General features: G+C 69.3%; 15 protein-coding genes. 2 read left to right on the top strand and 13 right to left on the bottom strand.

What is annotated here, in order from left to right:
* Positions 1 to 527 precede the first annotated feature (527 nt).
* From rpsT to mutM, 3 genes are all read right to left on the bottom strand, one after another.
* Positions 528 to 797 (bottom strand): 30S ribosomal protein S20, encoded by a 270-nt coding sequence (gene rpsT / locus JHW48_RS15620; protein ID WP_119885684.1) that lies wholly within the window; start codon positions 795 to 797, stop codon positions 528 to 530.
* A 151-nt stretch (positions 798 to 948) separates the two neighbouring features.
* Positions 949 to 1,725, bottom strand: a complete 777-nt coding sequence (locus tag JHW48_RS15615; RefSeq protein WP_119885683.1) for an enoyl-CoA hydratase — start codon at positions 1,723 to 1,725, stop codon at positions 949 to 951.
* A gap of 69 nt (positions 1,726 to 1,794) precedes the next feature.
* Positions 1,795 to 2,640 carry a bifunctional DNA-formamidopyrimidine glycosylase/DNA-(apurinic or apyrimidinic site) lyase gene (gene mutM / locus JHW48_RS15610; protein ID WP_119885682.1) on the bottom strand — a complete coding sequence of 282 codons (846 nt, stop codon included), beginning with the start codon at positions 2,638 to 2,640 and terminating at the stop codon, positions 1,795 to 1,797.
* A 75-nt stretch (positions 2,641 to 2,715) separates the two neighbouring features.
* Here mutM and ubiE point away from each other — a divergent pair, with 75 nt between their 5' ends.
* Entirely contained in the window at positions 2,716 to 3,462 is a 747-nt protein-coding gene (gene ubiE / locus JHW48_RS15605; RefSeq protein ID WP_119885692.1) for a bifunctional demethylmenaquinone methyltransferase/2-methoxy-6-polyprenyl-1,4-benzoquinol methylase UbiE, read from the top strand.
* Positions 3,463 to 3,466: 4 nt separating this feature from the next.
* On the top strand, positions 3,467 to 4,999 hold the full coding sequence (gene ubiB / locus JHW48_RS15600; RefSeq protein ID WP_119885681.1) for a 2-polyprenylphenol 6-hydroxylase: 1,533 nt from the start codon (positions 3,467 to 3,469) through the stop codon (positions 4,997 to 4,999).
* Position 5,000: 1 nt separating this feature from the next.
* Here the strand turns inward: ubiB and JHW48_RS15595 are convergent, their stop codons facing one another.
* The 10 genes from JHW48_RS15595 to pqqB form a co-directional block, all read right to left on the bottom strand.
* The gene (locus JHW48_RS15595) at positions 5,001 to 5,339 is read right to left on the bottom strand and encodes a hypothetical protein (protein WP_119885680.1); all 339 of its coding nucleotides are present in this window, start codon (positions 5,337 to 5,339) and stop codon (positions 5,001 to 5,003) included.
* Positions 5,336 to 5,947, bottom strand: coding sequence for a hypothetical protein (locus JHW48_RS15590; RefSeq protein ID WP_119885679.1), 612 nt, complete (start codon positions 5,945 to 5,947; stop codon positions 5,336 to 5,338). The genes JHW48_RS15595 and JHW48_RS15590 overlap by 4 nt, the downstream gene beginning before the upstream one ends.
* An 86-nt stretch (positions 5,948 to 6,033) precedes the next feature.
* Entirely contained in the window at positions 6,034 to 7,356 is a 1,323-nt protein-coding gene (locus JHW48_RS15585; RefSeq protein ID WP_240637788.1) for an ATP-binding response regulator, read from the bottom strand.
* A complete protein-coding gene (locus JHW48_RS15580) occupies positions 7,346 to 8,506 on the bottom strand; it encodes an FIST N-terminal domain-containing protein (protein ID WP_119885677.1) in 1,161 nt (386 codons plus the stop codon). Before JHW48_RS15580 ends, JHW48_RS15585 begins: the two co-directional genes overlap by 11 nt.
* Positions 8,506 to 9,213 (bottom strand): response regulator transcription factor, encoded by a 708-nt coding sequence (locus JHW48_RS15575; protein WP_119885676.1) that lies wholly within the window; start codon positions 9,211 to 9,213, stop codon positions 8,506 to 8,508. The genes JHW48_RS15580 and JHW48_RS15575 overlap by 1 nt, the downstream gene beginning before the upstream one ends.
* A gap of 113 nt (positions 9,214 to 9,326) precedes the next feature.
* Positions 9,327 to 10,115, bottom strand: coding sequence for a quinoprotein dehydrogenase-associated SoxYZ-like carrier (locus JHW48_RS15570; RefSeq protein ID WP_119885675.1), 789 nt, complete (start codon positions 10,113 to 10,115; stop codon positions 9,327 to 9,329).
* A gap of 3 nt (positions 10,116 to 10,118) precedes the next feature.
* Complete coding sequence (pqqE, locus tag JHW48_RS15565; RefSeq protein ID WP_119885674.1) at positions 10,119 to 11,255, bottom strand: pyrroloquinoline quinone biosynthesis protein PqqE; 1,137 nt, start codon at positions 11,253 to 11,255, stop codon at positions 10,119 to 10,121.
* Positions 11,252 to 11,545, bottom strand: a complete 294-nt coding sequence (gene pqqD, locus JHW48_RS15560) for a pyrroloquinoline quinone biosynthesis peptide chaperone PqqD (protein WP_119885673.1) — start codon at positions 11,543 to 11,545, stop codon at positions 11,252 to 11,254. Before pqqD ends, pqqE begins: the two co-directional genes overlap by 4 nt.
* Positions 11,542 to 12,294 carry a pyrroloquinoline-quinone synthase PqqC gene (pqqC, locus tag JHW48_RS15555; protein ID WP_240637787.1) on the bottom strand — a complete coding sequence of 251 codons (753 nt, stop codon included), beginning with the start codon at positions 12,292 to 12,294 and terminating at the stop codon, positions 11,542 to 11,544. The genes pqqD and pqqC overlap by 4 nt, the downstream gene beginning before the upstream one ends.
* Positions 12,291 to 13,178, bottom strand: a complete 888-nt coding sequence (pqqB, locus tag JHW48_RS15550) for a pyrroloquinoline quinone biosynthesis protein PqqB (RefSeq protein ID WP_419182397.1) — start codon at positions 13,176 to 13,178, stop codon at positions 12,291 to 12,293. The genes pqqC and pqqB overlap by 4 nt, the downstream gene beginning before the upstream one ends.
* Positions 13,179 to 13,274 lie beyond the last annotated feature (96 nt).

Below are 13,274 nucleotides of genomic sequence, written 5' to 3'. Positions count from 1 at the left end.
CGTCCCGTTTCCCGTGCCTGTCCCCGATCCCCGCCGGTTCATCCGGCGGGCCAGCATCACGTCGCCCGCGGGGGGCCATGGGCGGAAAACAGAAGTCCCGGCGCCCGGAAGCCGGGCGCATGGCGGGCGTCAGCCCCGTTTTCCTTTCCAGACACAGATCCGCCGGGCCGGTGGCAGCCGACCGCCTCAGATCCGAGGGCCATGAAGATCGCCTTCGTCGCCCGGCCGTTTTTTGCATCGGGATCCGAAGATCCCCCGCAAGGTCCGGCCCGTCCCCGCAGCGACGTGAATCGCAGGACCGAAATTGCCCCGTGTCGGGGGGCGCTGCAACCGAACTATGCGCTTGACACGAGCTTGGCCCAATCGAATCTGCGAGGCCTTTGACTCCGCAAACAAAAATCTGAACGGCCTGAAAATGAAGGGTTTTTTCGGATGTGGCTTTCCGGCAACGCAAAACGGGCGCAGGGCTTTCGCCCGCACCCGTTGCATGTCGTGCAGCGGCCCGGGGGCCGCGAATGCGTGTGAAATCAGGCCGCCGACAGCGCCTTCACGCGGGCCGCCAGGCGCGAGATCTTGCGCGATGCGGTGTTCTTGTGGACGACGCCCTTGGTCACGCCGCGCATCAGTTCGGGCTGGGCGGTCTTCAGCGCCAGCTGGGCCGCTTCGGCATTGCCCGAGGCGATGGCCTCTTCGACCTTGCGGATATAGGTGCGGATGCGCGAGCGGCGGGCCTTGTTGATGTCGGTGCGGGCCTCGATCTGGCGGGCGCGCTTCTTGGACTGGGGCGTATTGGCCATGGGTGGGATCCTATCGGGTCAGTTGCATTTCGAGAACGTGCAAAAGCCCCATGACGCCGTCCCGATCCGGGACGGACATGATTCTTGCCAAAGCGGGCCCACACGCATGTAAGCCCGGGCCTATAGGCCAAGGCGGGGGAAAAGGAAACCCTTATCTGTCGCGGAACTGCGCTTCGCGCTTTTCCAGAAAGGCGGCCATGCCCTCCTTCTGGTCCTCGGTCGCGAAGAGCGCGTGGAAGGCGCGGCGTTCGAACAGCAGGCCTTCGCGCAGCGTCGTCTCATAGGCGCGGTTCACGGCCTCCTTGACGGTCTTGGTGGCGATCTGGGATTTCTCGGCGATCTTGCGGGCGGCGGCCATCGCCTCGGGGACCAGCTTGGGCGTGGGGACCACGCGGCTGACCAGGCCCGAGCGTTCGGCTTCGGCCGCATCCATGAAGCGGCCGGTCAGGTTCATGTCCATCGCCTTGGACTTGCCGACGAATCGGGTCAGGCGCTGCGTGCCGCCGATGCCGGCGACGACGCCCAGGTTGATCTCGGGCTGGCCGAATTTCGCGTTTTCGGCGCAGATGATGAAATCGCAGACCATGGCCAGTTCGCAGCCGCCGCCCAAGGCGTATCCGCTGACGGCGGCGATGATCGGCTTGCGGATGCGGGTGATCGCCTCGATCTGGGCTCCGAACAGGTCCTCGTCATAGACGTCGACATAGGATTTCGTCGACATTTCCTTGATGTCGGCGCCGGCGGCGAAGGCCTTTTCGCTGCCGGTCAGAACGATGGCGCGGACCTTGTCGTTGCGGTCGGCTTCCGTCAGCGCGGCCGACAGCTCGTCCAGAAGCGTGGCGTTCAGCGCGTTCAGCGCCTCGGGGCGGTTCAGCCGGATCAGGGCGACCTCGTCCTCGATCTCCACGATGATGGTTTCGTAAGCCATAGGCTTGGACCTCGTTGGCAGATTGCGTGGCCCCCGTCCTAGCAGAGGGCCGCGCGGGCGTCCAACGCTTCACCGCTGGCAGGCGGGGCACCAGAAGGTCGACCGTCCCAATTGCACGATCCGCGCGATGGTGCCGCCGCATCCGTCCCGCAGGCAGGGCTGGCCCGCGCGGTCATAGGCGCGGAAGCTGTGCTGGAAATAGCCCAGCTCTCCGCTGGCCTGACGGTGGTCGCGCAGGGACGATCCGCCCGCCGCGATCGCGTCGGTCAGCACGTCGCGGATATGTCCGACCAGCGCCGCGATGCGCGCAAGGCCAATGCGCCCCGCCGCCCGGCGCGGATCGATGCCCGCGCGCCACAGCGATTCGCTGACATAGATGTTGCCCAGACCCGCCACGATGCGCTGATCCAGCAGCGCCTGTTTCACCGGCACGCGCCGCCCGGCGAAGGCCGCGCGCAGGTAATCCGCGTCAAAGCCCGGATCGAAGGGCTCCGGCCCCAGATGGTCCAGCAGCGGATGGGCCGCGCCCTCGCGGATCAGGTCCACCATGCCGAAGCGGCGCGCATCGTTGAAGGTGATGGTCGTGCCCGCATCGGTCGTCAGCACGACATGATCGTGGCGCGCATGAATGCCGGGATCGCGGTGGAACCCGGCCAGGCCCGCGCCCTCGACCAGCATCCGCCCCGACATGCCCAGATGCCACAGCACCGTGCCGCCGCGGTCCAGATCGGCCAGCAGGTATTTCGACCGCCGCCGCAGCGCCGTCACCCGCGCGCCCGTCAGCACCTGCACCAGATCGACGGGCAGCGGCCAGCGCAGGTCGGGGCGGCGCGCCTCGGCCCGGGCGATGCGCGCGCCCTCCAGATGGGGCAGCAGGCCGCGGCGGACGGTCTCGACTTCGGGCAGTTCTGGCAATCCTGTTCCTTTCGTCGCATTGTGCGCGCGGCATGCCGGACCTATCTGGCAATGGAACAGGCAAACGGCAAGCGCATGACGGACAGCAGGACGACCCATTTCGGCTTTCAGACCGTGGACGAGGATCGCAAGGCCGGAATGGTCCACGAGGTCTTTTCCTCGGTCGCGTCGAAATACGACGTGATGAACGATCTGATGAGCGTCGGCATCCACCGCATCTGGAAGACGGCGATGATGGACTGGCTGGCGCCACGCGCGGGCCAGCACCTGCTGGATGTGGCGGGGGGTACGGGCGATGTGGCCTTCCGGTTCCTGGACCGGGCGCCGGATGCGCGCGTCACCGTCTGCGACATGACCGAATCCATGCTGGTCGAGGGGCGCAAGCGCGCCGAGGCCGTGGACCGCGCCGAACGCCTGGCCTGGGTCACGGGCGATGCGATGGCGCTGCCCTTTTCCGACAACAGCTTTGACCGCTACACGATCAGCTTCGGCATCCGCAACGTGACGCGCATCCCCGATGCGCTGGCCGAGGCATGGCGCGTGCTGAAGCCCGGCGGCCGCCTGATGGTGCTGGAATTCAGCCAGATCCCCGTGCCCGCGATGCAATGGGCCTATGACCGCTACAGCTTCAATGTGATCCCGGCCATAGGACAGGCGGTGACGGGCGATCGCGACAGCTATCAGTATCTGGTCGAATCGATCCGCAAGTTTCCCGACCAGGACGCCTTCGCCCAGATGATCCGCGACGCGGGCTTCGACCGGGTGCAATGGCGCAACCTGTCCATGGGCATCGCCGCGCTGCATTCCGGCTGGAAGCTCTAAGCCCATGCGCGGACCCCACAACATCTGGCGCCTGATCCGCACCGGCGCGACCTTCGAACGCACCGGCGCGATGGAGGCCGTGCTGAACGCGGTCGATGCGCCGATGCGCCTGCGGGTGGCGGCGCGGGTGATGGGCTGGCCCTTCCGCTGGCTGGGCTACAAGGGCGATCCGACCCTGCCGCCGATCACCCGCGCCATCACCGCATTGGGGCCCGCCTATATCAAGTTCGGCCAGATCCTGTCGACGCGCGCCGATGTGGTCGGGCCGGAGATGGCGGGCCAGCTGCGCATGCTGCAGGACCGCCTGCCGCCCTTTCCCACCGACATCGCCAAGGCCGCCATCGAGGCCGAGCTGCGCGCCCCGGTGGACGAACTGTTCAGCGAGTTTTCCGAGCCCGTGGCCGCGGCGTCCATCGCCCAGGTCCATCGCGCCCGCGTGCGCGAGACCGGCCGCGAGGTCGCCGTCAAGGTCGTCCGCCCCGGCATCGGCCCGGCCTTTCAGCGCGACATCGACGCCTTCCATTTCGGCGCCCGCTTCATCGAGCTGCTGTCGCCGGGCGCGCGCCGCCTGCGCCCGCGCGACGTGGTGCGCCATTTCGAACAGACCGTCACCGGCGAACAGGACCTGCGGCTGGAGGCCGCCGCCGCATCCGAATTCGCGGAAAACACCGCCGGGGATGCGGGGTTCCAGGTGCCCATGCCGCATTGGGGCCTATCCGCGCGCCGCGTGATGACCGCCGATTGGGCCGAGGGCCTGCCCATGGGCGACCGCGACGCGCTGATCGCGGCGGGCCATGACACACAGGCCCTGGCGCGGCGCGTGATCCAGCTGTTCCTGTCCCATGCGCTGCGCGACGGGTTCTTCCATGCCGACATGCATCACGGCAACCTGAAGGTCGCGCCGAACGGCGACATCATCGCCTATGATTTTGGCATCATGGGCGAGATCGACGATTATACCCGCCGGGTCTATGCCCAGATCCTCTATGGTTTCATCCAGCGCGACTACCGCATGGTGGCGCGGGTGCATTTCGAGGCCGGCTACGTCCCCCGCGACCGCGACGAGGCCGCGTTCGCCCGCGCGCTGCGTGCGGTGGGCGAGCCGATCTTCGGTGCCGACGCGACCCGGATCAGCATGGGCAACCTGCTGTCCTACCTGTTCGAGGTGACCGAGCGGTTCGGCATGCCCACCCGAACCGAGCTGATCCTGCTGCAGCGCACCATGGTCGTGGTCGAGGGCGTGGCCCGGTCCATCGACCCGAACCTGAACATCTGGAACGCGGCCAAGCCCGTTGTGTCGGATTACATCAAGGCCAGCGTCGGGCCCAAGGCCGCGGTCAGCGACCTGACCCAGGTGGTCCAGACCGTCAGCCGCTATGGCCCGCTGCTGCCGCGCATCGTGGAACGCGCGCTGTGGGAACGCGCCCATCCCGACGAGGTGCCCGACCGCCGCCCCGCCAAGCGCCCGGACTGGCAGCTGTGGCTGATGGGGGCATCGACCCTGGCCCTGGGCCTGGGCATCGGTCTGGCGATCTAGGTCAGAAGCACAGGATCTCGGCCTCGGCCTCGGCGCGGCGCAGGTTGGCGACGGTCTCGGTCATCTGGGGCATGCCGCGGAACATGCCGGAGCGTTCGCCGGTGGTCTGGCGCATCCGCAGCACCGTCTCGGCGCTGACATAGTCGCGCCAGGACAGCACATCCGCGATCCGGTCGATGGCGCAGGAACAGCGGTCCAGCATGTCGCGCGTCTGCCCGTTCGTGGCCATGCAGGCAAAGACATATTCCGCCCGCGCATTGGTCGGATAGTCGTTGACCGCCTGCGCCTGCGCCAAAGGCGCGGCCAGCAGCGCTGCGGCCAGCACCGCCCGCCCGATCATTCCATCACCAGCCGGCTGAGATAGCCCGGCCCGCCTTCGGTCCGGGCGGTGAATTCGCGGATCGGATCGGCGGGATCGGCCATCACGAAGGTCAGGGTCAGCGTGTCGAAGCCGTTCATCCGCCCCGCATTCGGATCATCGGCAAAGGGGCGGAAGCGGGCCGTCACCGCGTCATCGGTCCGGTCCAGCTCCCCCCCGCGGAACAGGGCGTCCTTCATGCGGTTGCGGATGTAATGCGGGCTGCCGCCGGACAGGGCGGCCATGTCGCGCGCGGTCTGTTCCAGAAAGAAGGTCAGCACCGGATCCCCGGAGGAGATCGGGAAGGGCCCGATCCGCCGGTCGCGTTCGGGCAGCTTCTGGGTCACCTGCAGGACCGGCTGCTGGTCGGACGGGTCGATCACCTGGTCCAGCAGCACGCGGCCGTCGGCCACGGGGCGAAAGCCCTCGGCCTGGGGGCCCTCGATGGTCATGCGCCATTCCAGCGTGCCGTCCAGCGACCAGGGGCCGCGTTCGGCAAAGACGGCATCCCCCGCCTCGGCGGCCAGGGGCGCGCGGGGCGCCAAGGCGGCAAGCCCCAGGATCAGGGCGATGGCTGCGATGCGGGTCATGGTCGGTCCTCCCAAACGTCCGGGGTCATGTTGACAGCCGGGACCCCGCGCGCAAGCCCCGGCGGGGGGCCTGTCCACCCTAGGTCTTAGGCCAGCAGGCGGGTCAGGATCTCGGCCAGCTCGGGCGGGCGGACCGGCTTTTCCAGCAGATGCACGTCGGCCGCGGCGCAATGGCGCGCGATGGCGGCGTCGCGATGGGCGGTGATCATCAGCGCGGGGATCGGGCGCGGCGAGCGGGCCCGCAGCGCCTCGATCGCGGCAAAGCCGGTATCGCCGTTCTCCAGCTGGTAATCGGCCAGGATCACGTCGGGCGGCTCCTCGCCCATGGTGGCCAAGGCCTCGGCCGTGCCGCCCGCCAGGCGCGGCACCATGCCAAGCCGGTTCTGCAGCATGATCTCGTAGCCGCGGCGCATCTCCAGGTCGTTCTCGACGACCAGGGCGACGCGGCCGCGCAGGGCCGGCAGGGCCGCGGCCGGGGGCCGGGCGCGGCCCTCGGGCAGGGCGCAGACCTGGGGCAGGCCCACGCGGAAGACGGTGCCGCGCATCGCCTCGGATGACAGGGCGATGGGGTGGCCCAGCTTGGCGCAGGCGCGGCGCACGATCGACAGGCCCAGCCCCATGCCCGGGGTCGCCGTGTCATGGGTCAAGCGCTGGAATTCGTCGAAGATGCGGTTGCGGTCCACCGCCGGGATGCCCAGCCCCGTATCCACGACCCACAGCCAGCACAGCCCGTCGCGCCGCCGCGCGCCCACCGCCACGCCGCCGCGATGGGTGTACTTGATCGCGTTCGACACCAGGTTCTGGGCGATGCGGCGCAGAAAGACCGGGTCGCTGTCCACCACCGCCGTGGTCGGCACGAAGGTCAGCCGCAGCCCCTTGGCATGGGCCGAGGGCGCGAATTCCGCGGCCAGCCTGCGAAACAGCTCGCCCAGGGGGACGGGCTGGCGGTTGAACTCGATCCGCTGGCTGTCCAGCCGCGAGATGTCCAGCACCGCATGCATCAGCTGTTCGACCGATTCGAAGGCCCCGCCCAGCCTGTCGGCCAGCTCGCGCTGGTTGGGGTCCAGGTCGGTATCGGCCAGGGCGGACAGGAACAGCCGCGCCGCCGAGAGGGGCTGCAGCAGGTCATGGCTGGCGGCGCGCAGAAAGCGGGTCTTGGACCGGTTCGCCTCCTCGGCCGAGGCGCGGGCGACGGCCAGTTCGCGGTTGCGCTGCGACAGGTCGTCCAGCGCGCGTTCCAGGTCGCGGGTGCGGGCCGCGACCTCCTGTTCCAGGGCGACGGCGGCCTGGAACATCGACCAGGCGGAACCGCGGGATTCCTCCAGCCGGTCGATGCGGTCGATCAGCGCGCCGGTGATGCGGGTCAGCTTGTCGACCTGCCGGGCGGGCGGGTCGTCGTCACGCAGCATGATGCCCCCCCGCCGCGGGGTCCAGGAAGGCCAGCCCCACGAAGGTCTGGTTCACATGCATGCCGCTGTGCTGTTCGCCATAGGTGTTGAACCCCGCGACCGCATGGCGCCGGAACAGGGCCGACATCCGGTCCGACAGGCCGGCACGCTCGACCGCCAGCCGGCGCAGGATGCAGTCGAAGGCCAGCACCATCAGGGGCGGCTGCGGCAGCGCGTCCAGCGCGTCGGCCAGGCCCTGGATCATGTCGTCCGGGCGGCCCAGGGTCAGCACCGTGCCCGTGTCGATCGAGGACATCAGCGCCAGCCCGTCATCGGCGGTCACCGCGCTGATGGCGCGCACGTGATGGCGCCCCCCCATCCGCAGCAGCAGCGGGTGGCGGGCGAATTCCACCGGCGTCAGCGCGTCGCGCGACAGGCCCGTCAGGCGGGCATATTCCTGGGCGGCGGGTTCGGCGTTCAGCTCCAGGATGTGGCGGCGTTCGGGGATGGCGGCGGTGACCACGGCGCGGGTCGCGGTGGGGCTGAAATGCGCGAAGGTCACCTGATGGATCGCCAGGTCCGTGTCCAGCAGCAGCAGGACCGCCGCATCGCCCAGCAGCGCGCCATCCGCCAGCAGGGTCGTGCGTCGGAAATCCAGCCCGTCGCCGGCCGAGCCGCCCAGCACCGGCACCGCGGGCAGCGCCGCGTCCAGCGCCGCGACCAGCATGTCCTCGCGCGCGGAAAGCCCGTCCACCAGCAAGAGGCCGAAGGCCGTGCGCCCAGGCGCGGGGGCGACCTCGCGGCCCAGGCCGCGCAGCCGCCCCATCCAATCCGCGACATGCAGCGCATGCAGGTCCTGCAGCACCATGGACCGTGCCCGGAAATGCCGCGCGGGAAAGCCGATCGCCACGACGCTGTCGCTGGCATAGCCCCGCGGCCCGATCTCGCCCGCCGAGGTGCAGCCGGCGATGATGCAGCCGGGCAAGGCGTCGGACAGGGCCCGGCCGATATCGGCCAGCGCGCGGTCGGACGGGGCGAACAGCAGGACCAGCGCGGGATGGGTGCCGCGCAGGCCGTCCAGCAAGGTCGGGACGGCATCCGTCCCGCCGTGGTCGGCCTGCACAGCGACCGGCCCGGTTGCGCCCTCCTTCGCAGCCGGGTCGGTGTTCATCAACCGGCCTCGAACAGCCGGATCGAATTGGCCAGCAGCACGGCCTGGGTCCGGCGGCGGGCGTTGATCTTGGACATGATGGCGGTGATATGCGTCTTGACCGTCGCCTCGGCGATGGACAGCTCGTAGCTGATCTCCTTGTTCGCCTTGCCTTGGCAGATCAGGCGCAGGATCTTCATCTGCTGGGGCGTCAGGGACGAAAAGCGCCGGGCCAGTTCGGCGCGCGCCTCGTCATCGGCATTGCCCGCATCGGCGCTGTAGCCCTCCGGAGTGACCAGCTCGCCGTCCCACATGCGGCGCAGGCTGTCGACCAGCGCCTCGCGCGACAGGGACTTGCTGATATAGCCCTGGGCCCCCGCCGCCATCGCGGCCGAGATCATCGCCCCTTCCAGATCGGCCGAGATCATCGTGATCGGCACCCCCGGCAGCTGGCGGCGCAGGGTCACGATCCCCTCGGCGCCGCGGGCATCGGGCAGGTTCAGGTCCAGGATCACCGCATCCGGCGCCCCCTGCGCGCGGATCTGGTCCACGGCGCCTGCCAGGCTGCGGGCGGTGCGGACGTTCTTCAGGCCGAAGCTGATCTTCAGCGTCAGCGCCAGCGCGTCGCACATCAGCGGGTGGTCGTCGACGATCAGGATCTCGCGCACCTGGTCGGCATTGGGGCGGGGTGTCGGTGCGGAACGCGCCTGAATGGCGGCGGCTGTCATGGCATTCCTCCCAGAATGGGGGCGGAGCCTCCTCCAAGGCGCGGCCCTGCCATCAGTCTACGATGGTATGCCCATAAAGCAAGCCCCCCGCTGCGACCAAAGTCGCAGGGGGGTCAGCTGGCGCTGGACGCGACCGGATCGAAGGTCTCGGTCCAGACATTGCCGTTCGTATCCTCGACCCGGACATGGATGTCCTGCCCGTCGGGGCGATAGGCGAACCGGAAGACCGGGTCCTCGCTGACCGAGATGCCGGCGGACATGGTGAACAGCACCTCGTCGCCCTGCCGCACGTCCAGCCGGTCGATGAAATGGGCCGGGATGCTCAGCAGCGTCAGTTGATCGCGCTGCAGCCCCGAGAAATTCGGATGGCGGATCATCAGCGTGCCGACATGGCGGCCATCCTCCTGCGCGCTGCGCCAGCGCATCTGGCCCATGGTGGCGCGCACGGCGGCCATGTCCTTGCCCGCCGGGGCCGAACAGCCGCCCGCCGCCTTGACGAATCGCCCGGCCATGACCTGCGCCCCGTCTTGGGTCGTGGCGATGGCGCGCAGGTCGGAATAGCTGTCCACCCGGACCCGGACCTCGAAATCCAGGGGCATCAGCGCCGGACCGAAGGCGTATTCGGCGGCCACGGGGGCGGGGTTCTCATCCACGACCAGGGTCAGGGCGGTCAGGGGCGGCGCATCGGCGGGCTGGGTCAGGTGCACCGGCACCGTGGCCGCGTCATGGGCGCGGGGCGGGGCGTCCAGGTCCAGGACGGCGGCATCCAGCGGCGGCTCCTCATCCACCCCCAGAACCGAGATGCGCAGATCCTCCCATGTGGGGGATGGCTGCAGCGGATTGTCCTGCGCGAAGGCGGGGCCGGCCAGCAGTGCTGCGGCCAGGATCGTCCAGGGCCTCATGATCTATCCTCCCTTGTTCATCCTCCGATAGGCGAGATCGGTGGAATCGGCTGCGGCATCCTCCTCGGCCCGGGCCACGACGTATGCCCGCAGGGGCGATTTGGAACAGACCGGATCGGTGGCCCGCGCATCGCCGGCCAAGGCCATGGCCTGGCAGCGGCAGCCGCCGAAATCCACGGTCCGGCGGTCGCAGCTGGCGCAGGGCTCGGGCATCCAGGCGGTGCCGCGAAAGGCGTTGAAGCTGTCCGAGAGGTGCCAGATATCGGACAGGGACCGGTCCTGCACGTTCTCGAACCGCATCCAGTCGATGGTCTGGGCGGCATGGCAGGGCAGGACGGTGCCGTCCGGCCCGACATTCAGCCCGATCGAGCCCCAGCCCCCCATGCAGGCCTTGGGAAAGGCCGCGTGGTGATCGGCGGGGACATAGTCGATGACCATCCGCCCGCGCAACCGCGCCCGCCCCTCGTTCACGATCTGACGGGCAAGGACCGCCTGTTCGCGCGTGGGCATCAGCGCCTTGCGGTTCAGATCGGCCCAACCGTGGAACTGGACGGTCGCGACCTCGATCCGGCGGGCGCCCAAGGTCTCGGCCAGGTCCAGCATGTCGGGCAGGCGTTCCATGTTCTGGCGATGGACGACCGCGTTGATGGTCAGGGGAAAGCCGATTTCCGTCACCCATTCGGCGAAGGCCATCTTCTTGTCCCAGGAGCCCGGATGGCCGCTGATGCGGTCGGCCATGTCGGGGCGGATGCCCTGCAGCGACAGTTGCACGTGATCGACGCCCGCGCGGTCCAGCTCCTGCAACCGCTCGCGCGTGATGCCGATCCCCGAGGTGATCAGGTTGACATAGAGGCCGGCATCCCGCGCATGGGCCACGATCTGCGCCAGATCGCGCCGTGCGCCGGGTTCCCCGCCCGAGATATGGACCTGCAGCACGCCCAGATCGGCGGCCTGGCGAAAGACGCGGCCCCAGTCATCGGCGCTGATTTCCCTGGCGGCCCGGACCAGGTCGACGGGATTGCTGCAATAGGGGCATGCCAGCGGGCAGCGATGCGTGACCTCGGCCAGCATCGCCATGGGCAGGCCGGGGGTGACGGGGTTGCCGTCCAGGTCGCGGGGCTGGTGCTGCTGGTCCTTCATGCCGGATCCTTGACGAAGACCATGCGGCGTTCGATCAGCCCGGTCAGGAAGTCGCGCACATCGCCCGCGATCTGATCCACCGGCGCGTTGTAGCGCGCGGCCAGGTCGCGCACGATGCGGTCCATGCTGCGGGTGCCGTCCAGCTCGGCCAGGATCGCCTCGCCGATCTGGTCCAGCTGCATGGCGCGTTCGGGGGCCTGCAGCACGCGGATGCCGCGCACCCGGTCGCCCTGCAGCCGCACGCCGCGGGGCAGATAGGGCACGTCATCGGGCTGGATCAGCGGGGTCATGCGCGCATCCCCTCGCCCGGGCGCCAGGCGCCGGGGGGAATGTTACCCTCGACATAGCCGTGCCACAGCGCGTCCAGCTGCGCCCAGAGGACATCGGTCTTGAAGGTCAGCGCCGCCGCCGCCGCATCCTGCTTTTCGCGCGTGTCGGCATGGGTCAACACATAGTCCAGGCCGAAGGCCACATCCTCGGGCGCCTCGGTCAGGCGCTTTTTGAAATAGGACAGGCTGCTGTCATCGGCAAAATCGTAATGGGCCAGCAGGCCCTCGATCCGCTGCGCGTGGATCCTGGGCGCGAACAGCTCGGTCAGGCTGGCGGCCACTGCGTCCAGCAGGGGCATGTCGCGCACGAAGCGGACATAGGCATCGACCGCAAAGCGCGTGGCCGGTATGATGCCCACGCCCGAGGCGACGTAATCGGGCTCCAGCCCCACGGCCTGGGCCAAGGCCAGCCAGCGGCGGATGCCGCCGCCCTCGGCCGTGCCGCCGTCGTGATCCTCGATCCGCTTGCGCCAGGCGCGGCGCAGGTCGGGATCCTCGACCCGGGACATAAAGGCCGCGTCCTTCATCGGGATGCGGGATTGGTACATCCAGCGGTTCACCACCCAGGCCCGGACCTCGTCGGGGGTGCAGTCGCCGCCATGCAGCCGGGCATGGAAGGGGTGGCGGTCGTGATAGCGTTCGGCCCCGATGGCGCGCAGCCGGGCCTCGAAATCCTCGCGCGACTGCGCGGCGTCCTGGATGTCCTTCACAGCGTCACCTCCATGCCGTCCTGCGCGACCTGCCAGCCCGCCGCGACGGCCTGGGCCGTCTGGCTGCTGCGCGGATCGGTCAGCGGGTTCGAATTGTTCATGTGCACGAAGACCCGGCGGCCCAAGCGGATGCCGGCCAGCGTCTCCAGGCTTTCGCGGGCGGGCATGTGGCCCATGCGGCGCCCGGTCTTCTGGCCCAGCTTCATGCGGATCATCTCGTCATCGTCCCAGAGCGTGCCGTCGAAGAACAGCGCATCCGCCCCGTCGATGCGCCGCGCCAGCCAGTCGGGCATCTCGGCGCAGCCGGGGATGTAGAAGGCGCGCCGCCCGCCGGCGGTCAGTTCCACCCCCACGGTCGTCTCGCCCATGAGGCCGGTCTCGACCACCGCGCCCTCCTGATAGAGCGGCACCTTGCCCGGCACCGCGAAGAGCACCGCCCGCAGCCCCGGCAGCAGGTCGAACCCCTGGTCCAGCCGGATCGTCCGGCGCGGCACCAGATCCCCGCGCAGCGCGCCCAGCATCGGGTTCTGGGCCAGCGCGTCATGGATCGCCGCCGTCGCGAACAGATCGAAGGGTTGGCTTTCGCGCAGCGTCAGCAGGCCCGCGACATGGTCGATATCGCCATTGGTCAGCAGCACCGATCGCAGCGGCATGTCGCGCGGGCCGGTCGGGTGCAGGGCGGGGGTCATGGACAGCTGGTGGCGGATGTCGGGGGATGCGTTCAGCACGGCCCAGTCCCGCCCGTCGGCGCTGACCGCGACCGAGCTTTGCGTCAGGGCGGGAATATGCCCGGCGCGGGCGGCGTCGCAATTGGCGCAGCCGCAGTTCCACTGGGGCAGGCCGCCGCCCGCCGCCGCGCCAAGAATGATGATCCGCATCGTCACGTCCCGATTGAGGTCACGGCCCGATCAGGGCGATGGCCCGATTGAAAAGGCCCCGTCCGAACGAATCGGACAGGGCCATTGTTCCTGCCTGACGTT

Source organism: Paracoccus aestuarii (genome assembly GCF_028553885.1).
Lineage (GTDB): Bacteria > Pseudomonadota > Alphaproteobacteria > Rhodobacterales > Rhodobacteraceae > Paracoccus > Paracoccus aestuarii.
This window is presented reverse-complemented; position numbering and strand designations above follow the sequence as displayed.